This is a genomic window from Halioglobus sp. Uisw_031 (assembly GCF_047729875.1).
In the GTDB taxonomy this organism is placed as follows: Bacteria; Pseudomonadota; Gammaproteobacteria; order Pseudomonadales; family Halieaceae; genus Marimicrobium.
In genome coordinates this window covers 3,580,467-3,600,472 of record NZ_CP159826.1, presented here as the reverse complement: position 1 = coordinate 3,600,472, position 20,006 = coordinate 3,580,467, and the positions used below count along the sequence as shown (strand labels likewise).

At 54.3% G+C, this 20,006-nt stretch carries 18 protein-coding genes and 1 other RNA gene; 10 read left to right on the top strand and 9 right to left on the bottom strand.

Going from position 1 to position 20,006, the window contains the following annotated elements:
• Positions 1-24 precede the first annotated feature (24 nt).
• Positions 25-2,394 (bottom strand): TonB-dependent receptor, encoded by a 2,370-nt coding sequence (locus tag ABXT62_RS16245; RefSeq protein ID WP_415356358.1) that lies wholly within the window; start codon positions 2,392-2,394, stop codon positions 25-27.
• A gap of 247 nt (positions 2,395-2,641) precedes the next feature.
• Positions 2,642-3,871: a phosphoglycerate dehydrogenase gene (serA, locus tag ABXT62_RS16240; RefSeq protein WP_415356357.1), complete on the bottom strand. Its 1,230-nt coding sequence runs from the start codon at positions 3,869-3,871 to the stop codon at positions 2,642-2,644.
• A gap of 126 nt (positions 3,872-3,997) precedes the next feature.
• On the opposite strand from serA, the gene ABXT62_RS16235 reads away from it, so the two are divergent.
• Entirely contained in the window at positions 3,998-5,404 is a 1,407-nt protein-coding gene (locus ABXT62_RS16235) for an FAD-binding oxidoreductase (RefSeq protein ID WP_415358233.1), read from the top strand.
• Positions 5,405-5,448: 44 nt separating this feature from the next.
• On the opposite strand, the gene rpiA is transcribed toward ABXT62_RS16235, so the two are convergent.
• Entirely contained in the window at positions 5,449-6,123 is a 675-nt protein-coding gene (gene rpiA, locus ABXT62_RS16230; RefSeq protein ID WP_415358232.1) for a ribose-5-phosphate isomerase RpiA, read from the bottom strand.
• A 165-nt stretch (positions 6,124-6,288) separates the two neighbouring features.
• Between rpiA and ilvA the strand changes: the two genes are divergently transcribed.
• Positions 6,289-7,818 carry a threonine ammonia-lyase, biosynthetic gene (gene ilvA / locus ABXT62_RS16225; protein WP_415356356.1) on the top strand — a complete coding sequence of 510 codons (1,530 nt, stop codon included), beginning with the start codon at positions 6,289-6,291 and terminating at the stop codon, positions 7,816-7,818.
• 48 nt (positions 7,819-7,866) lie between these two features.
• Here ilvA and ABXT62_RS16220 read toward each other — a convergent pair whose 3' ends face one another.
• The 4 genes from ABXT62_RS16220 to ABXT62_RS16205 all read right to left on the bottom strand — a co-directional run bounded on the left by ABXT62_RS16220 (position 7,867) and on the right by ABXT62_RS16205 (position 9,235).
• Positions 7,867-8,457, bottom strand: a complete 591-nt coding sequence (locus ABXT62_RS16220; RefSeq protein WP_415356355.1) for a 5-formyltetrahydrofolate cyclo-ligase — start codon at positions 8,455-8,457, stop codon at positions 7,867-7,869.
• A gap of 8 nt (positions 8,458-8,465) precedes the next feature.
• Positions 8,466-8,645: non-coding RNA, 6S RNA (gene ssrS, locus ABXT62_RS16215), on the bottom strand.
• Positions 8,646-8,717: 72 nt separating this feature from the next.
• A complete protein-coding gene (locus ABXT62_RS16210) occupies positions 8,718-9,029 on the bottom strand; it encodes a cell division protein ZapA (RefSeq protein WP_415356354.1) in 312 nt (103 codons plus the stop codon).
• Positions 9,026-9,235 carry a TIGR02449 family protein gene (locus ABXT62_RS16205; protein ID WP_415356353.1) on the bottom strand — a complete coding sequence of 70 codons (210 nt, stop codon included), beginning with the start codon at positions 9,233-9,235 and terminating at the stop codon, positions 9,026-9,028. Before ABXT62_RS16205 ends, ABXT62_RS16210 begins: the two co-directional genes overlap by 4 nt.
• Before the next feature lie 167 nt (positions 9,236-9,402).
• On the opposite strand from ABXT62_RS16205, the gene ABXT62_RS16200 reads away from it, so the two are divergent.
• The 6 genes from ABXT62_RS16200 to ABXT62_RS16175 all read left to right on the top strand — a co-directional run bounded on the left by ABXT62_RS16200 (position 9,403) and on the right by ABXT62_RS16175 (position 15,574).
• Positions 9,403-10,005 (top strand): UPF0149 family protein, encoded by a 603-nt coding sequence (locus ABXT62_RS16200; RefSeq protein WP_415356352.1) that lies wholly within the window; start codon positions 9,403-9,405, stop codon positions 10,003-10,005.
• 57 nt (positions 10,006-10,062) lie between these two features.
• Positions 10,063-11,376, top strand: coding sequence for a Xaa-Pro aminopeptidase (pepP, locus tag ABXT62_RS16195; protein ID WP_415356351.1), 1,314 nt, complete (start codon positions 10,063-10,065; stop codon positions 11,374-11,376).
• A 3-nt stretch (positions 11,377-11,379) separates the two neighbouring features.
• Positions 11,380-12,621, top strand: a complete 1,242-nt coding sequence (gene ubiH / locus ABXT62_RS16190) for a 2-octaprenyl-6-methoxyphenyl hydroxylase (RefSeq protein ID WP_415356350.1) — start codon at positions 11,380-11,382, stop codon at positions 12,619-12,621.
• 4 nt (positions 12,622-12,625) lie between these two features.
• On the top strand, positions 12,626-13,843 hold the full coding sequence (locus ABXT62_RS16185) for a UbiH/UbiF/VisC/COQ6 family ubiquinone biosynthesis hydroxylase (protein ID WP_415356349.1): 1,218 nt from the start codon (positions 12,626-12,628) through the stop codon (positions 13,841-13,843).
• Positions 13,844-13,975: 132 nt separating this feature from the next.
• Positions 13,976-14,365, top strand: coding sequence for a glycine cleavage system protein GcvH (gene gcvH / locus ABXT62_RS16180; RefSeq protein WP_415356348.1), 390 nt, complete (start codon positions 13,976-13,978; stop codon positions 14,363-14,365).
• Between the two features lie 27 nt (positions 14,366-14,392).
• Positions 14,393-15,574, top strand: a complete 1,182-nt coding sequence (locus ABXT62_RS16175) for a class I SAM-dependent rRNA methyltransferase (protein WP_415356347.1) — start codon at positions 14,393-14,395, stop codon at positions 15,572-15,574.
• 69 nt (positions 15,575-15,643) lie between these two features.
• On the opposite strand, the gene ABXT62_RS16170 is transcribed toward ABXT62_RS16175, so the two are convergent.
• A complete protein-coding gene (locus ABXT62_RS16170) occupies positions 15,644-16,297 on the bottom strand; it encodes an HAD family hydrolase (RefSeq protein ID WP_415356346.1) in 654 nt (217 codons plus the stop codon).
• A gap of 117 nt (positions 16,298-16,414) precedes the next feature.
• On the opposite strand from ABXT62_RS16170, the gene ABXT62_RS16165 reads away from it, so the two are divergent.
• Positions 16,415-16,915, top strand: a complete 501-nt coding sequence (locus tag ABXT62_RS16165; RefSeq protein ID WP_415356345.1) for an RNA pyrophosphohydrolase — start codon at positions 16,415-16,417, stop codon at positions 16,913-16,915.
• 6 nt (positions 16,916-16,921) lie between these two features.
• Positions 16,922-19,186 (top strand): phosphoenolpyruvate--protein phosphotransferase, encoded by a 2,265-nt coding sequence (gene ptsP / locus ABXT62_RS16160; RefSeq protein ID WP_415356344.1) that lies wholly within the window; start codon positions 16,922-16,924, stop codon positions 19,184-19,186.
• Positions 19,187-19,232: 46 nt separating this feature from the next.
• On the opposite strand, the gene ABXT62_RS16155 is transcribed toward ptsP, so the two are convergent.
• Positions 19,233-20,006, bottom strand: a complete 774-nt coding sequence (locus ABXT62_RS16155) for an NRDE family protein (RefSeq protein WP_415356343.1) — start codon at positions 20,004-20,006, stop codon at positions 19,233-19,235.

The window sequence follows — 20,006 nt, the reverse complement described above, 5'->3', positions numbered from 1 at the left end:
CCCTGTATTTTGGCTGCTTTACCTTCAGCCTTCAAAGTTATAGATGAACTTGAGGCCAACCTGTCGCGGGCGCACCATGTTCTCGTAGTAGCGCCGCATTGTGAAGAGACCTGAGTCACCGATGAAGCTGGTATCCGCACGAACACCGGTCTGCGCGAACTCATCAAATACGTTGTCAGCATAAAGAGATACTCTCCAGGCATCGTTCAGCCAGGTGGCGGAAACATTGTTCAGGTAAAAGTTGGACAGGCTCTGTCCGAAGTCTCGTTCGCCAACTTTGGTAAGCACGTCGCTCTGGTAGGACATCGACCAGTCGAAAGCCAAATCTGAACCATCGCTGAGCGGTATTTCATAGTGCGCGGCGACGTAAGCCTGGTATTCCGGGGTGCCCGGTAGTCGATCACCATCAAAAGCGCCGACACCCGGAGCAAACAGGTTGTCTACATCCTGAGTCAGCTCGGCGTCTGTCCAGGCAAACGCGCCACTGAGCGAAAAGTTGGTCATGACGTAGTACTGGGTCGATAGTTCAATGCCGGTGCTTTTTGCAGCGCCGCCATTAGACAGAATGGGGATGTCCCCATTTTGGGTTATCGAGTCCAGCTGCACATCATCCCACTCGATGTAGTAGACCGAGCCATTGAGGCGTAAGGAGTCGCCAAACTGCGAGTGTACTCCAAGCTCATAGTTTGTGGTTTTATCGGGCTCGTAGGTGGTCTCATCTGGCAGGGCACACACATTTTGCCCCGGCTCCAACGGTTGTAGGCACGGCGGCACCGAGTTTAAACCGCCCAGTCTGTAACCTTCACTGACAGTCAGGTAGGCCATAACGTCATCGCTGAAGCTATAGGACGTATTGAACTTGTAAATGACATCATCGTCATCCACATCGCTGGATTCTGAGTTGACATCGATTGAGTCTTGCGGGGCGCCATCAAAAACGGTGTCCAATAACGGCAGCGCAAAGCCGGTGGTGACCTTACTCTCATATTTGAACCAACGAGCGCCAACCGTCACCTGCCAAGCGTCTGTAATGTCGTAACCAAGCTCACCAAAGGCTGCAGTTTCCTTTTGGTTGCCATGGAGCTCTTCGTAGTACTCCAGGGAGTCGGGGCGTAACTGCACCCCACCCAGCTCATCTATTGCAAACTGATCGAACCCGGGGGTGAATTCCTGGCTCAGCGAATTTGACTCATAGTCATAGTAGAAGCCACCGATAATCCAGTTGAAGGGGCCGTCGCTAGCCGATACCAGTCTTAGCTCCTGAGTAAAGGTGTCTTCATCAGCATCTTCGCGAGTATAGGCGGAGAAGCTGGGAAACAACTCATATCCATATTCAAAGGTGAGCAACAGGTCGGTTTGATCCCGCTGACCCTTTTCGGTGTATTCTGAGTAGCCAGTGGCCGAGGTCAGCGCGGCAAACCCGAGATCCATAACCACTTCTAGTGCGAATAATTCGTTCTTACGACTGTTGGGTTCCAGAAAGCGATGTGCGGACTCATATTCGCCAGTGCCAAAGGCTGCTTGGTGGTTGACCTGGCGCGCACCGATATCCTGATCCTGATAGTAGTAGGAGAGCGTGCCATCCAATTGGTCATCGGTGTAACGCAAGGCAGCGCGCCCGGACCAGGTTTCCTCGGTATTAGCATCTTTTTCCTGTGTCAGATTGGCACTCACGTCGGCCGGATCACTGAAATTCGGCTGAGGATTGGAAACACCGGCTTCACGCACTAGGTAGTTGTAATCAATAAAGCCTGGGTCATTGAGATAGTCCACAGAGGCCCGGAAAGCCAACGTGTCTTTAATAATGGGCACATTGATGGTGCCTCCGCCCTCGTAGCCCACATCGCTGGACTCGCTGAGGTCGTAGACGTCGCCACGCACTTGGTAAGTAAGCTGATCGGCTTGTGGTCGATTAGGCATATACAGTACAGCGCCGCCCATGGTGCCGGCACCATAGAGCGTGCCTTGCGGCCCCATTAGGACCTCCACTCGGTCCATGTCATTGAGCTTGAAATCAATATATAACGGAATTTCTCCGATATAGGTGCCGACGGTATTTCCACCATTGTTGGAGCCATCGTTAGCCGAGATCGAACTTACGTTCAAACCACGTACTGTGAGCGTGTTGCTGTCGCGTGGCCCCTGGTCCACTACTGTCATGCCGGGCACCATGCGGGCGATATCAACCAAATCAGTAAGGCGGTCACGCTCGATGATTTTGCCGCTCAGGGAAGTGATATTGATTGGGATGTCTTGCAGCGACGCCGAACGGCGGGTGGCGGTTACGATGACTTCTTCCAGAATCGAATCTTGCGCCGTTGCATAGCCCGAAATGAGCGTTGAGGCAATTGCCGCTGACAATACACTAAGCTGGAATCTATCTTTTTTGTGCATGTTCACCTCGATTAATTTTGAGTATGAGCGTTCAGTCGATGTTCCCGGGCAATGAGACACATCCGTGTATGTAGCTATGATTAATGAGCCCTTGATGGGCTAAGGAAAATGGCAGCACAAGCCTTAAGAACTGTATCCCCGTGAGGATATGAACGGCAACAATCGATAGAGCGAAAAAATACCGTTTAACAAAAATTGCTAGGGTGAATGAAGGGTTTTTAGCGGTCGGGCAAGGCGCAGCCGCAGTTTAGAATAGGACGCGACTGCGGATCGTGCCGTCGATGGTGGCCAACTTTTTAAGAGCCATATCACTGTACTCGGCATCGATGTCGATCACGACGTAGCCGACCTGATCGTTAGTTTGCAGGAACTGGGCCGATACATTAATCCGGTTTTCTGAGAACACGCTATTAATAGCGCTTAGAACGCCCGGCACATTGCGGTGTATGTGTAATAGGCGGTGGGATCCTGCATGTTCCGGCAGAGCAACTTCCGGAAAATTGAGAGAAGACGTTGTAGTCCCAGTATCGCTGTAACGCGCCAGCTTTTCCGCCACCTCCATGCCGATATTTTCTTGGGCCTCAATAGTGCTGCCGCCAATATGTGGGGTGAGAAAAGTGTTGTCGAAGCGGCGTAGTGGGGACATGAACTCATCATCGTTGGAGCGCGGCTCCACGGGGAATACGTCAATGCCGGCACCACCCAAAGCACCGCTTTGCAGCGCATCAGCCAGCGCGTCGATGTCGACCACAGTGCCGCGCGAGGCATTGATCAAAATGCTGCCAGCAGGCATTTGTGCCAGTTGCGCCGCTCCGATCAGGTTTTGTGTGGCAGGACTTTCAGGCACATGCAGGCTCACCACATCGGAGCCGGCCAGCAGCTGATTGAGACTCGGTACCTGCCGAGCATTACCCAAGGGTAGTTTATTGCTGGTGTCATAAAACTGCACTTGCATGCCCAGTCCCTCGGCGATCACGCCAAGCTGCATACCGATATTGCCGTAGCCAATGATGCCCAGCTTTTTTCCTCGGATTTCAAAGGCGTTGGCGGCTGTTTTCTGCCACTCTCCGCGGTGGGCCGCTGCATTCTTGCTGGGTACACCACGCAGCAGAAGGATCGCCTCGGCGAGCACCAACTCGGCCACGCTGCGTGTGTTGGAAAAGGGCGCATTGAACACGGTAATGCCGCGGCGGGTAGCGGCGTCAAGTTCAACCTGGTTGGAGCCTATGCAAAAGCAGCCTACGGCCACGAGTTTTTTGGCAGCGTCGAACACCTCTTGGGTGAGCTGTGTGCGAGACCGAATCCCCACGAAGTGAGTATTGGCGATAGCGACCTTGAGCTCTTCCAAGGGCAGTGCCTTCTTGTGCTCTTCGATGTTGCTGTACCCAGATTGCTGCAATGTTGCACGTGCGGAAGGGTGCACGCCCTCAAGTAGCAGAAACTTTATTTTACTTTTTTCTAGGGATTGCAGCGCCATGATTTTCGGTTCCTTTAAAGGTTGTTGGCCGAGCGGTCCGGTGAGCTTGCCGGTGCGGCAAAAAACCGCGCGTATGGTATCATACGTGCCGCCTGAACCAGCGACCTGTGAAAAATACCGGAGGCAATAACCTTGGCCGCAATTGACAACATTGTCCTGACTGCTTTAGAGAATATAGTTGGTCCAGACAGGGTGCTGACCGGCACCGAAGATTTACAGCGTTATGGTTGCGACTGGACTCGGGTGTATACACCTAATCCGGCAGCGGTGGTGCTGCCCGATAGTATTGAACAGGTCCAAGAAATTGTGCGCCTTGCAGCTCGCGAGGGCCTGGCCATTGTGCCTTCTGGTGGGCGCACAGGCCTCAGTGGTGGTGCAGTTGCCTCCAATGGGGAATTGGTGCTGGCTTTGGATCGGCTCAATTATGTAGAAGATTTTAGTTCAATCGACCGCACAGTGCGCTGTGGTGCTGGCGCAGTGACCGAGCAGTTGCAGCAGTATGCTATGGAGCGCGGGCTGTTCTATCCCGTTGATTTCGCATCCAGTGGCTCGAGCCAGATCGGCGGCAACGTTTCTACCAATGCCGGCGGCATCAAGGTTATTCGTCACGGCATGACCCGTGATTGGGTGGCAGGCTTGAAGGTCGTTAACGGTACCGGCGAGCTGCTCGATCTTAATCGAGGCCTGATCAAAAACAATGCTGGGTATGACCTGCGGCAACTGGTGATCGGGGCCGAGGGTACGCTGGGGGTGGTGGTGGAGGCAACCATGCGCCTCACAACGCCACCACAGGAGTCGGCCGTATTGGTATTGGGTGCGCCCGACATGACATCTATTATGCATGTACTGCGCACATATCAGGACAGCATTGAGCTCAGTGCGTTCGAGTTTTTTTCTGAACTAGCGCTGCAGAAAGTCGTCGAGCATCAGGGCTTACAGCGTCCTTTCGAAACAGCGACAGAGTTTTACGCGCTGCTGGAGTTTGAACAGCGGGACGAAAAGGTCATGGAGCAGGCAATGAGCCTGTTCGAATATTGCGCGGAGCAGGGTTGGGTTCTCGATGGCGTGGTGAGTCAAAGCCTTGCTCAGGCAGAGTCTCTGTGGCGTCTGCGGGAGGATATTTCGGAAACCATTTCGCGCTGGACGCCTTATAAAAATGATATATCCACAGTGATTTCCCGCGTCCCAGAATTCCTTGCTGCGGTGGAAGCTGTGGTTAGCGAAAATTATCCGCAGTTCGAGATCATTTGGTTTGGCCATATTGGCGACGGCAATGTACACCTGAATGTGCTCAAGCCTGATGATCTATCCATGAAAGATTTTCAGCAGCATTGCACAGAGGTGAGCAAGTGGGTATTCGATATCGTGCAGCATTATGGTGGCAGTATTTCTGCTGAGCATGGCGTTGGACTGCTGAAAAAAGACTATTTACACTATAGTCGTTCAGAGCTCGAAGTGTCGATTATGCGTCAGATCAAGAAGGTGTTTGATCCGCACGGTATTATGAATCCCGGAAAGATTTTTGATATTTAACCATGTCACGTGATTTGTCTTAGTGACATGACATGGTTTCAACTTTACTGAGCATACAGCGCCTTTACACCTTCGTTTGTTCCAAGAAAGAGTACATCCGCAGGCCTTAGCGCAAACAATCCATTAGTCACTACGCCGGTGATGTTGTTGATTTTGCCTTCTATTGACAACGGTTGTGCAATAGAAAAATTGTACACATCAAGAATCACATTACCGTTATCAGTCACTACGCCTTCGCGGTAGATCGGGTCGCCGCCGAGCTTGACCAGTTCCCGCGCCACGTGACTACGGGCCATGGGGATGACTTCCACCGGGAGTGGAAACTCTCCGAGGGTGTGTACCAGTTTGCTTTCGTCGGCAATACAGATGAACTCGTGCGCGACTGCCGACACGATTTTTTCACGGGTCAGTGCGGCCCCGCCACCCTTGATCAGTTGCAGTGCACGGTTGCTTTCATCGGCCCCGTCCACGTAAAAGTCTACTTGGTCCACGGTATTGAGCTCATATACTGGAATACCGTGGCTTTTTAGTCGCTGTGCCGAGTCCTCTGAGCTGGCGACGGTGCCATTGATCTGACCCTTAATCCTGGCGAGCGCGTCGATAAAGAGGTTAGCGGTTGAGCCCGTACCGATACCCAAGATCGTTTCGCTTTCGAGTCTGGGTTGGATATAGGCAAGTGCGGCGTCTGCCACCGCTTGCTTCAATTCATCCTGAGTCATGTTTTGTCCTTGGACATAATAGTGTATAGCGTGTTTCATTATAGAGTACCCCACTGCTGTGATCACGAAAAGAGTCAGCAATCGTTACAGAGGTTTCGGCTGAAATGCCGGGCAGGGTCTATTAAGATGATTAATCTATCTGCTGCTACTGGAAGTTAATGCCTCATGCCACAGTCCTACGTCAAACGTATTCTCGACGCGCAGGTTTATGATGTTGCCCGGGAAACACCGATTCATGAAGCGGACTTGATGTCACGCCGGCTGGGGAATCGAGTGTTGCTTAAGCGTGAAGATTTACAGCCAATTTTTTCGTTCAAATTGCGTGGCGCATACTGCAAGATGAGCCGTCTAACCCCAGAGCAACGCAGCCGTGGAGTCATCGCCGCTTCGGCAGGAAACCATGCACAAGGGGTTGCCATGGCGGCGAAAAAACTGCGCGTGAAGGCTATTATCGTCATGCCGCGCACGACGCCACAGATTAAAATAGATGCCGTGCGTCGCCTTGGCGCGCGGGTCCTGCTGCATGGTGATTCCTATGACGAAGCAGCATTGCAGGCCCGGGAGCTTATGCAAGCCAAGGGTATGACGTATGTGCACCCGTTTGATGATCCGGATGTGATCGCAGGGCAGGGCACTGTGGGCATGGAGATCGTGCGCCAACACCAAAATCCGCTGGAGGCTCTGTTCGTGCCAGTTGGTGGAGGAGGCCTATTGGCAGGTGTTTCTGCTTACGTGAAGTCCGCATGGCCACAGACGCGGATGATTGGTGTCGAGCCAGAGGATGCCGCCTGTTTGCAGCTGGCTTTATCGCGTGGGCGCAGAGATACCCTTGCTGAGGTGGGTTTGTTCGCCGACGGCTGCGCTGTGGCGCAGATTGGTAAGGAGCCTTTTCGCATCATCCGGAAAACGGTAGAGGAAGTCATCACGGTATCTACGGATGAAATGTGTGCAGCGATCAAGGACATTTTTGAAGATACCCGCAGTATTGCAGAGCCCGCTGGAGCGTTAGCCCTGGCCGGTTTAAAAAAGTATGTACATCGAACGGGCGTGCAGGGGCAGGATTTATTGGCCATTGTCAGCGGCGCCAATACCAACTTCGATCGTCTGCGATACATCTCAGAGCGCACGGAAATTGGCGAGCAAAGGGAGGCTATCATCAGTGTCACTGTACCCGAACGGCCGGGCAGTTTTAAAAAGTTTTGCAGCGCATTGGGGCGCCGAAGTATTACTGAGTTCAATTATCGCTACGCAGATGCGAACGCCGCCCAGGTTTTTGTGGGGCTTTCAATTGCGCCAGGGGGAGACGATTTGGCGACACTGCTAGTCGATCTGCGGGAGCGCGGTTACACCGCTGAGGATATGACCGATAACGAGGTGGCCAAGTTGCATGTCCGTCATATGGTGGGAGGGCATGCCTCGGCCCAATTGCAGGATGAGCGGGTTTATCGTGTCGAATTTCCAGAGCGTCCCGGTGCTCTGCTCAAGTTTCTATCGGGGTTGGGATCGAGCTGGAATATTTCTATGTTTCATTATCGCAATCATGGCGCCGCCTATGGCCGAATTTTTGTTGGGGTTCAGGTGCGAAAATCTGAGCGGAAACAATTTGAGCAGGTATTGGATCGGATCAATTTCAAGTATTCAGAGGAAACACATAATCGGGCATATCAGCTCTATCTCGGCAGTGGTCAAGACTAAAACGTAGGCTCATAAGGTGCGCTGGGGTCCCCTTTTACTCTGGATGCGTTACTGACACCGCTCCTTTTGTTGGCAAGCATACAGGCTAACATCGGTGGCCACATAATCCAGTGCGATATCCCAGTTTTCTAAAGGAATTTCGTCTACCTGCTGGTTTTCATGAGCGAGCCCAACCAGTAACGGACCGGAAATTCCAGATAGCGTTCGATCATAGAAACCGCCCCCCATTCCTAGGCGGCCGCCGTGCCCGTCCCATCCCACAGTGGGGAGAAAAATAATATCCAGATCTGATGCCGGGCAGCGAACTGCGTCTGCTGGCGGTTCCGCAATGTTATATTGGTTGGATGAAAGGAGTACCTCTTCATGCCACTGCGCAAAGCAGAGACGGCTGTTAGTGATAAGGGGTAAAAAAATTTCTTTGGCTAGGCCTCGCGCTGCGTTTTCCAGGGCACGGGTATCGATTTCTCCATCCGTCGCCAAGTACAGGGCAATGCGTTGGGCGCTTGCCCAGTTCGGAAGCGTCACAACTGAGTGAATTAAAGCTTGGGCTGCGGTGTCTTGTTGGGCAGAATTTAGGGTGTTTCGGCGCTGTCGCAAATCGCTACGAAGTCGAATTTTTCTACGTTGAATATCTGCCATAGTAAAAAAGGATTCCCGGCTTACCGCTGACAGAACTGCCCTTGAACCCGATGGTTCAAGGTGGTGATTCCTGCACTGAAAAAGGCTTTCCGGCCGAAACCGGACATGCACACCAACAGCAACGAGAAATCCCCGGTTACACTATATCGGCTCGAGGACTGAAAGTCTGGCGAGTAAGCTAGGGTCCCACTCTTAGTATAGCTCAGATACGGTTAATGCACCGCACATAATCCACAAATAAAGGAATAAATTTTTGCACGTTAGCTGATTTTGAGTTGCCGCAGTTCTTGCAGAGCGCTGTTCAGCTTGCTGCTAAGGCGTTTGACAGAATCATCCGCAGTGTTGCTTGCATCCGGCTCACTATTGGGTTGGAGCAGTTCGTGACTAATGTTGAGCGCCGCCATGACTGCGATCCGCTCCAGCCCGATAACCTTACCCGTGTCACGAATCCCGCGCATCTGCTTGTCCAGATATTTTGCAGAAACCAATAGTTCTGCTTCCTTCTCTTCGGGGCATGTCACCTGATAGTCTTTGTCGAGAATCTTGACGGTCGTGGTGTTGGGTGTGCTCACACTTGTGACTCCATTGCGCGCAGGCGATCTATCATGGTCTCTACTTTGGAGCGGGCCAGTTCGTTCTTGTTGATAAGATCCTTTCGCTCATCATCCCAGCCAGCAACATCTGACTTGAGCGCACTATTTTCGCGATTTAACGCCTCACACAAGGCGATAAGTTCGTCGATTTTATTTTCAAGGTCTTTGAGTTGATTTACAGGCATGCGGGTATACTGGTACGAGTATTATTGGAGTTCTACTATAGTGGTGCATGGCATCGAGGTCAACGACACAAAATCTTTATATATCAATAGCCTGCCAACTCTTTTACAGTTAACAGTGGAGGCGCCTCTGCACCGAGCCGGGTGCGACCTCCCACGGAGAATACCCTATGCATGAAGACCTAGCTGAGGAAGTCGGCGTTTTTGACTTCGATGAGTTTGCCGATCACCTGGTGGATCAGGGGATGTTGGTGTCGCCCTCCCAGTTGCACGGCTGCCTTTGCGGGATACTGTGTACAGGTGCGCCGACGGAGGCGGAGTATGGCCTTGATGCGCTGTCTCAGGCCCTCGATATCGTAATGCATGGAGAGCTCGCCAGTCGCATCATGCAGCTGTACACCGTTACCGAAGTGGCGTTGAAGGATGAGGAGTTCACGTTCCTACCCCTGCTGCCTGATGATGACGAGGAAATCGGTTTGAGAGCGTCGGCCCTGGCGAGCTGGTGCGATGGATTTATGTCAGGCTTTGCCTATGTGATCGCTGGGAATGAGGAAACCGCAGCCGCGCTTTCTCAAGATACCGGGGAGGTGCTCAAAGATATTGCTGCCATGGCTCAGGCGCATGCTGACGATGAGAGCGAGGAAGATGCAGAGGACAGCTACATAGAGCTGGTGGAGTATTTGCGGGCGGCAGTGGTCAATGTATTTTTAGACAGTCTGGCGACTACCGAGGACAGCGATGTGTCGCCCGAAACAGAACGGCTCCTCCACTAGCTATGGTAGTCTCTTCATCACTATTCAATGGCCGCAAGGGTGCGGACGAATGATATTATGAGCATTAGTAAGACTGAGTTTGCGCGCCGACGAAGAAATCTCATCGCTTTGATGGACCCCAATAGTATTGCCATCATACCTTCCGCCGATGAGCAGGTGCGCAGTCGGGACACGCTGTATCCTTTTCGTCAGGACAGTGATTTCTTTTATCTGTCAGGGTTCGTCGAGCCAGATGCGGTATTGGTGCTATTGCCTGGCCGCCGACATGGTCAGTTTGTGGTCTTTTGCCGGGAGCGCGATCCCGCTTTGGAGCTGTGGCACGGCTATCGTGCCGGGCCAGAGGGAGTGTGTGAAAAATACGGCGCAGATGACGCCTTCCCCATCGGAGACATCGACGAGATTCTTCCCGGTCTGGTTGAAGGGCGAGAACGCGTTTATTACTCTATGGGGCGTAGCACCGAATTCGATCGCCAAATCATGGGTTGGGTGAGCAGTATTCGCAGCAAGGAATCTACCGGTGCAGTTCCCCCTGGGGAATTTACTGATCTGGATCATATGGTGCATGAATTGCGTTTATACAAGAGCGCCGCTGAGTTGCGCCTGATGCGCAAGGCTGCGGATATTACTGCGCGCGCACATCGTCGTGCCATGCATGTCTGCCGAGGTGGCCTGTACGAGTATGAGTTAGAGGCCGAGATACAATACGAGTTCGCGACGTCTGGTGCCCGATGTCCTGCGTATCCCAGTATTGTTGGCAGTGGCCGCAACGCGTGTGTCCTTCACTATATCGAAAACAGCGACAAGATGCGTGATGGCGACCTAGTATTAATCGACGCGGGTTGTGAGCTGGAATATTATGCCTCGGATGTGACCCGCACTTTCCCTGTCAATGGTCGCTTCAGTGTCGAGCAGCGGGCACTTTACGAGCTGGTACTGCGCGCGCAGTTGGCGGCTATCGCTGAAATAATGCCCGGTAATCACTGGAATCAGCCACATGATGCCAGCGTGAAGGTTTTCACTCAGGGTCTGGTTGCTCTGGGGTTGCTCAAGGGCAGTGTCGCGAACTTGATCAAGCGCAACGCCTACCGCGACTTTTATATGCACCGTGTGGGGCACTGGTTGGGTCTGGATGTGCATGATGTCGGTGACTATCGGGTCGGCGAGGAATGGCGCGTGCTGGAGCCCGGTATGGTCATGACCGTTGAGCCAGGGCTCTATATCTCTGAGAGCAACACCAACGTGGCAAAGAAGTGGCGCGGTATAGGGATCCGAATAGAGGATGATGTGGTGGTGACGGAAGAGGGCTGCGACGTCATCACGGCGGGCGTACCGAAAACGATAGAGGAGATAGAGGCCCTGATGGCCGCTTGATGTATGTCTGATCATTTCGACATTGTTATTGCCGGTGGTGGCATGGTAGGCATCAGCCTCGCACTTCAGTTGGGCGCAGTGTTGCCAGCACAAACGACGATTCTGCTGGTAGAGAGCGTCCCAATTCCCGCGGCTGTCGAGGGCGGCGTGCCGGATTATCATCCGGCATTTGATGCGCGCTCTACAGCACTGAGCTACAGCTCCCGCCAGATTTATGACGACATGAATGTGTGGGAAGGTTTGCGCCGATGGCTGTGCGCCATTGAAAGCATTCATGTCTCTAGTCGAGGTCGATTTGGCAGCACTCTTTTGCAGGCCAGTGATTACCGTTGGCCTGCCCTGGGCTATGTGGTGGAAAATGCCTGGCTCGGCAACGCGCTGATTCAACAGTTATATCGACAAGGTCGAGTTGAGGTGCGCTGTCCGGCCAAGGTGGTTGGCGTCAGACCGGAGGGGAAGAGTGTCACCCTTGAGCTGGAGGGCGAGGGATCGAAGAGTCGTCTTAGTGCAGGCCTATTGTTGGTCGCAGATGGTGCCAATTCGCGGCTGCGCGATCAGCTGGGCATGGCCGTTAATGAGAAGCCCTATCGACAACATGCATTGGTCGCGAACATCGCCTCCGCGGAGCCACATGGCGGTTGTGCCTATGAGCGTTTTACCGATACCGGACCCTTGGCGTTGTTACCCTTGCTTAAGGCAGACGGCACAGAGAATCGGAGTGCGCTTGTGTGGACTTTGCCTGCTGAGCAAGCCCGACATTTGCGCGACTGTGATGAAGCGGAGTTTTTGCAGGTTCTTCAGGAACGTTTTGGCTACCGACTGGGTCGTCTGGTAAAAGTGGGCGAGCGTCACGCTTACCCCCTATCGTTAGTGCAGTCCAGTGAACAGGTACGCCAAGGTATAGTCGTCATGGGTAATGCTGCGCATGCGTTGCATCCTGTGGCCGGGCAAGGTTTCAATCTGGCGCTACGGGATGTGGCCGAACTGGGTCGCGTGCTGAGCCAGGGCATTGCTGCCGGGTTGGCGCCGGGTGATCTGGAGATGCTACAGCGCTATCAGCAGCGGCAACAAACTGACCAGGACAGAACCATACAATTCAGTGATCGCATACCTGCTCTGTTCATGCATGGCGACCCTGTGTTGGGTCTGGGGCGAGATCTGGCGCTGGCAGGGTTGGACATCATGCCTAGTCTCAAGCGAGAGTTTGTGCGTTATGCAGCAGGTGTAGCGGGTAATGGGAGTTAATTGAGTGGCTGAGACCCGACAATTTGATATTGCGATCGTCGGCGCGGGTATCGCCGGGGCCTCTCTGGCAGTTGCACTCAGCGGTGAGGGCTTGTCGATTGCACTGATCGAGGCGCAACCGCTCGATACGGCTATATTTCCGACCGACTGTAGCCTGCAAAATTTTGATCCGCGCGTGAGTGCCTTGACGCCGCGATCGCGCGCATTGTTGGAACAGCTGGGGGCATGGCAGTCGATCGTCGACTACCGCTACTGCGCTTATCACCATATGACCGTATGGGATGCGCAGGGAACCGGAGAAATTGAGTTTGACCGTGCCGAGGTTAAACTGCCGGAGCTGGGACACATCGTGGAAAACCGCGTGATCACCCGTGCGTTACTTGCCAGGGTTGAGGCCGCTCCCGACATCAGCCTATTACATCCGGTCGCGCTAAGCACCTGCACGCGGCTGAGCTCCTCGCGCATGTTGTTAGAGCTGGAAGATGGAGGCGCGCTTGAGGCCGATTTATTGGTGGCAGCGGACGGGGCGCTGTCACGGGTGAGGACGATGATGGCGTTCGAAAGTCGGGAGTGGGATTACGGCCATCACGCGATTGTCGCCACAGTAGAAGTTGCCCGCTCGCATGAAAACACAGCGTGGCAACGCTTTCTGCCCACCGGGCCGCTGGCATTGCTGCCGCTGCCCAGCGAGGACGGACGCCACTACTGTTCGATCGTGTGGTCATTGCAGGAACATCTGGTTGATGACCTGCTGGCGCTGGAGGATCAGTCTTTTTGCGCCGCGCTCGAGCGTGCTATCGAAGGACGGGTTGGCACAGTGATAGGCAGCACTAAGCGCTTGGCGTTTCCACTGCGCCAGCGTCATGCGGTTGACTATGTGCAACCGGGGGTCGCGCTGGTGGCAGACGCGGCGCACACGATTCACCCCTTGGCCGGGCAGGGGATTAACCTCGGGCTGCAGGATATTGCTGTTTTGGCCGAGGAGATTTTGGCCGGCCATACCCGCGGCGTCAGTCCAGGGCAGCTGGAGTTGCTGCGTCGCTATCAGCGCCGTCGTAAGGGTGACAACCTACTGATGATGACCGCTATGGACAGTTTTAAGCGGTTGTTTGAACAGCAGTCATTGCCGTTGCGCTGGTTGCGCAATGCCGGTATGCGGGTCGTGGGCCAGATACAGCCACTTAAGCAACAGCTGCTGCGCCATGCCATGGGACTGGAGTAATTCTTTCGTTACTCAGGGATATTGTTTTTCATCACTGGGCCGTTAAACTGAGTCACTTAACAGCGCCATAATGGCATCGCTCATCGTCGCGCCTAGCGCTGAGTCCGGATATATATTTTCAGAGGGAATACTATGAGCCAGACGCCAAGTGAACTCAGATACGCTATTACACACGAATGGGCCCGGCGCGAAGAGGATGGCACGGTGACGGTTGGCATCACCGACCATGCGCAGGAAGCGTTGGGTGATGTCGTGTTTGTGGAGTTGCCCGAGGTGGGAACTGTTTTTGCAGCGGCGGATGATGCTGGCGTTGTAGAGTCGGTTAAGGCGGCGTCGGATGTCTATGCGCCGATGGGTGGTGAGGTGATCGCCATCAACTCGATGCTTGAAGATGAGCCCGAGATCGTCAACTCCGACCCCTATAATGACGGGTGGTTTTATAAGTTGCAGCCTGCTGACACCAGTGATCTGGATGCACTGTTGTCTGCTGAGGATTATCAGCAGCAATGTGAAGACGAATAGGCATTCAAGCCTCGATTGGAATACCCCGTGATTGATCTCTTCTTGCGCAAAGGCGCCGATCACCGTTTGCGTGGCGGTCACCTTTGGGTCTATTCCAATGAAGTTGATAGCCAGCGCTCACACCTGAGTGGTTATTCTGCCGGCGATCTAGTGGCGGTCAGAAATGCCAATGGCAAGCTGCTCGGCAGTGCCTACATGGAGCCTAGTGCACTTATTTGCGCCAGGATGTACGCGCCCGGCGAGCAGCGTGCCATGGATACCCCCTTCTTTACGTCGAGATTGGAGGCGGCTCTGGCCATGCGGCAGGCGGCTTTTGAAAAATCCTTTTACCGATTAGTTTATGGCGACAGCGATACGCTGCCTGGAATGATCATAGACCGTTTCGGTGACTACTTGGTGATGCAGCTCAACAATAGCGGCCTGGAGCGCTATTGCGAGCCATTACTGGCGGCGCTGATTGCGACGCTGCAACCGCGAGGCATTTTGTTGCGGGCCGACAGTCGCAGTCGTCGGGAGCAGGGGCTTTCCACTGACAGTGCGGTCGTTTATGGCGAAGTGCCTCAGCACGTTGCCCTAGAAGAGAATGGTGTGCAATTTCTAGCGCCGGTCTTTGATGGCCAGAAGACCGGTTGGTTTTACGACCACCGCATGTCTAGGGCGCGCCTAGCGAACTGGGTCAAAGATAAAAGCGTACTGGATGTCTACAGCTATATTGGCGGATGGGGTGTTCAGGCTGCCGCTTTTGGTGCAACCCAGGTATGTTGTCTGGATAGCTCCGCTCAGGCGCTGGAAGGTGTTGATGCCAACGCCCGCCTGAATCAAGTGGAGTCCCGCGTCGTCACTCGCCGTGGTTCTGCGCCCGAGACGATGGCTGCGATGGTTGCGCAGGGCAGTCGGTTTGAGGTGGTTATTCTCGATCCGCCCGCCTTTATTCAGCGTAAAAAAGACCTCAAAAAAGGCATAGCGGCCTATCGCCGCATCAATGACCTGGGCTTGCAGCTATTACAACCCGGCGGCCTGTTGGTTTCCGCATCATGCTCTATGCATCTGTCTCGCGCAGATTTGATGACAGCAATGCAACAGGCGGCGGTGCGGGCTGATTGTGGTATACGCGTGGTTGAGCAGGGCGCTCAGGGGCCAGATCATCCGATTCATCCGGCAATCCCTGAGACAGAGTATTTGAAGGCGGTATTTGCGCGTAAGGTGTAGAATTTTTTTACGCACTGCGCCGCGATCTCTCAATACTGAACCGAAAGCTCGACGCCGTGGCGAGACCTGTCAGCGCAGTGAAATCACTGGCCACTCGAGCTCAATAGCTCTAGCCCGTAAGACATCATCGGGGTCAACGGCCACCGGATGATCAATCAGCTCTAACAGCGGCAGATCATTGCGTGAATCGCTATAAAACCATGCCCCATCGAGGCTGGCCTGGCGCTCATGCAGCCATTCATAGAGCCGGGTGACCTTGCCTCTGTGGTAGGAGGGTACACCGCTTGGCTCTCCGGTATAGCGGCCGTCAATGATTTCTCCTTCGCTGGCAATCAGGTTTTGAATGCCCAGTGATTGGACGATAGGTTCAGTGATGAAGCGATTGGTCGCGGTAATGACCAGCAGTTCGTGTCCGCGCTGCCGGTGGTCGTCAATGAGGGCCGCAGCTTTAGGTAGCATGATGGGTGTGATTTTGCTGGCCATGAAGGCTAGATGCCAATCCTTAAGTTGTCGCGGAGAGTGCCCCTTCAATGCACTGAGGGCGAAGCGAAGATAGGCGTCTATATCGAGCTGGCCGGCCTGATAGTCAGCATAGAACTGATCATTGCGCTGGGCGTAATCGGTAGTTTCTACGAGGTGCTGCTCGCAGAGGAATTGTCCCCATAGATTGTCGCTGTCGCCGCCGATTAGGGTATTGTCGAGGTCAAAAATAGCCAGTGTCACAGTGGGGGTCTCGAAAAAAGGATTGATATCATAGTCCTAGAGTCAGCTATAGTAAATTTCTCAGGGCCTGCAAATTGTGGAACAATACCCTACTCTACTAATAGGTGAACTTTTTAAGTGATTGATTCAGACGGTTTTCGGCCGAATGTTGGAATAATGCTGGTCAACGACCAGGCCCAGTTGTTGTGGGCTCGGCGGGTTGGTGGCCAGAATAACTGGCAGTTCCCCCAGGGGGGTATTAGCAAGGGAGAGTCGCCAGAGCAGGCGTTGTATCGCGAATTGCATGAAGAGTTGGGTTTGTCGCCGGACGCGGTGGAGGTTTTAGGCATTACCAAAGGCTGGTTGCGTTATCGGCTGCCGCGGCGATTCGTTCGTGAGGGCCAAAAGCCTTTGTGTATCGGGCAGAAACAAAAATGGTTTTTACTGCGGCTGCTGAAGGATGACGCGGCGGTGCAGCTGGATCTTGATGACAAGCCTGAGTTTGATCATTGGCAATGGGTCAGCTATTGGTATCCGCTGAATCAGGTGGTTTCATTCAAGCGCGAGGTTTACCGCAGGGCAATGAAAGAATTGGCCCTGCCGTTGGGACGCTACACTGACAAACGTGAGGGGGCGTAAGCCACTATGCTCGAAACTCTGCGCCACATTGTTCAGGAGGTCAATGCAGCCCGTGGGCTGAATGAGGCTCTTCAGATTACTGTGCGCCGTGTTCGTGAAGCTATGAATACTCAGGTGTGCAGTGTGTACATGCGAGATTTGGCGGGCGGGCGCTATGTGTTTCAGGCGACCCAAGGACTAAACCAAGAGTTGGTGGGTATGGCCAGCCTTGCGGAGGGCGAGGGCCTGATCGGTCTGGTCGCAGAGCGAGGAGAGCCGGTCAACCTTGAAGAAGCCGAGAATCACCCCAACTTTCAATTCCTTCCCGGTATTGGGGAGGAGCACTTTCACGCATTTTTGGGTGTGCCCATTATTCACCAGCGGCGTCTGCTGGGTGTATTGGTGGTGCAGCAGGCTGAGCGCCGTCGTTTTGATGAGAGTGAAGAAGCTTTTCTGGTCACGCTGTCGGCACAGCTGGCAGGTGTTATTGCGCATGCGCAGGCTACCGGTGTTGTCGAGTCGCAGGCATTAGACGGAGCGGCCCCTGCCAAAATTGTGGGTGTGCCCGGTGCTGCGGGGATCGCAATTGGCACTGCTGTAGTGGTGTCGCCGGGCGCAGACCTTTATGCCGTTCCAGCGCGTCAAGCGAAAAATAGGCGCGCGGAAGTTCGTGCTTTCCGTGAGGCTCTGCAAAGCGTGCAGGAAGATATTCAGCGAGTTGCTGACAATCTGGGTTCAGAGCTCAGCCCTGAGGACCATGCGCTGTTTGATGTCTATCTCAGCATTCTGGACGACTCTACCATTGGCGCGGAAGTGGTTGGTCTGATCAAAGCCGGACAATGGGCGCAGGGCGCGTTGAGCCAAGTGATGATAGAGCACATCCGTCATTTTGAGCGTATGGAACACAGTTACCTGAAAGAACGTGCGGTGGATGTTAAGGATTTGGGTACGCGAGTGCTCGCTTACCTGCAGGCGGCCAGTCACGAAGTGAAGACCTACCCGAGCCAGACGATTCTTGTGGGTGAGGAGCTGACGGCGACCTCCCTCGGAGAGATTCCTCGCGAGAAGCTCGTGGGCCTGATATCCGTGCGTGGCTCGGGCAATTCACATGTTGCCATTCTCGCTCGAGCGATGGGGGTGCCTACGGTGATGGGTGCGATCGATTTGCCCTATGCCAGGCTGCAAGACCGCGAGTTGATTATCGATGGGTATAACGGCACCGTGCATATCAACCCCCTGCCCGAGATCAAGCAGCGCTTCCAGCAAATCGTTGACGAAGACAGTGCACTCTCGCGGGATCTCGAATCGCTGCGAGACGAGCCCTGTGTGACGCTCGACGGCCATCGCATGCCGCTGTGGGTGAATACCGGTTTGATGGCGGATGTCACCCGCTCGCTAGAACAAGGTGCTGAGGGTGTCGGCCTTTACCGCACTGAGGTGCCGTTTCTACTCAGGGATCGTTTTCCCAGTGAGGAGGAGCAGCGACAAATCTATCGCCAGCAATTAGAGGCCTTTGCGCCCAAACCTGTGACCATGCGCACGCTGGATATCGGCGGCGACAAAGCGCTGTCGTATTTTCCTATCGAAGAAGATAACCCTTTTCTGGGTTGGCGCGGCATTCGCGTGACACTGGATCACCCGGAGATATTCCTGGCTCAGGTTCGCGCTATGCTCAAGGCCAATGAGGGCCTAGGCAATCTGCGTATTATGTTGCCCATGGTCTGCAATATTCCGGAGCTGGATGAGGCGCTCGATCTGATCAAGCGCTGTCACCGTGAGCTCAGCCGAGGCGGTTTAGCAGGAAAGCTGCCGCCCATTGGCGTCATGGTTGAGGTGCCGTCGGCGGTTTACCAGGCGCGGGCGATGGCCAAACGCGTCGATTTCTTGTCGGTCGGCAGTAACGATCTGACGCAGTATCTGTTGGCAGTGGATCGCAATAATGCGCGGGTGGCGCGCCTTTATCAATCTTTGCACCCGGCCGTACTAATGGCGCTTCAAGAAGTTGCGGTGGCCGGTGTGACGGAGAACGTTCCTGTTGGAATCTGCGGGGAGTTGGCCGGGGACCCGGGCGCGGCTGTGCTCTTGCTGGCAATGGGATACGACGTCTTGTCGATGAACGCGACAAGTCTTCCTAAAGTCAAGAATGCACTACGGCATATTCGAGGCAGTGAGGCGCGCGAATTGCTGGAAGAAGTGATGGCAATGGATTATGCCGATGAGATAAGCCGTCGCCTGGAGCGCTTTCTCGCCGAGCACGGAATGGAAAGGTTCATTCACAGCCCGGTAGAGTAGCGCGGCATTGCTAATGTTCTTGCCCGCCTTTACCGCAGGCACTGTTTCACCTGTCGCTCAAACGCATTTCTTTGTGTTGCACTTCTTGCAATACCCCCTGTGCATTGAAACTCTGTTCCAGCCAGCTGGCCTGGGCCTGGGTATCGAACCACAAAGTGGTGCTGGAGCGCGTGCCGTAGGTGTCCGTCACAATAAACTGAGGTGATAATGTGGACTCCATGGTGCTGTCGAGGCCTTGCGCAATGAGGCTGTTTTGGTCCGCCAGTTGCTGGCTGGAAACGACGTCGGCCAGTGCGCGGTGGGACATCGGGCCGGTCTCTAGCAGCGCCAGCAGTTTGGCTTTGCCAAGCACGACCTTGGGCCAAGGTGTGTCGAGCGTGGCGTTGCTGAGCCCATAGATGCCAGGGGGCAGGTTCTGCGGACCCTGGGTATCGCTGTTGGTGTAATGCCACAGGCTGTCGTGACCGCCCACCAGAAGATTAAAGCCCGCATAGTCCTGCGCCTGTGCTGCAATGTCGCTAAGGAAGTCCTCGGGGGTCTGCGAGCCCGTTAGGTACTGCAGCGGGAGTTCTCCACGGGAGCGGGGAGCCTCAGGTGTGTGTGACGGGTCGCGGTAGTTAGTCACTGCTGCAAAGCGCCCACTGCGGGTCATGCCCATCCAAGTTCCTCCCTGCAGGAGGTCCTTGCCAGCCAGCAGCTCCGGGTATTCAGGCCAGAAATGGGATGCAGCGGTAGGCCTGGCGTGAAACTCATCCCGGTTGGCTGCCACTAAAAGGGGATAGTCTGATGAAACCTGGTGGGCCAAAATCAACAAGCACAT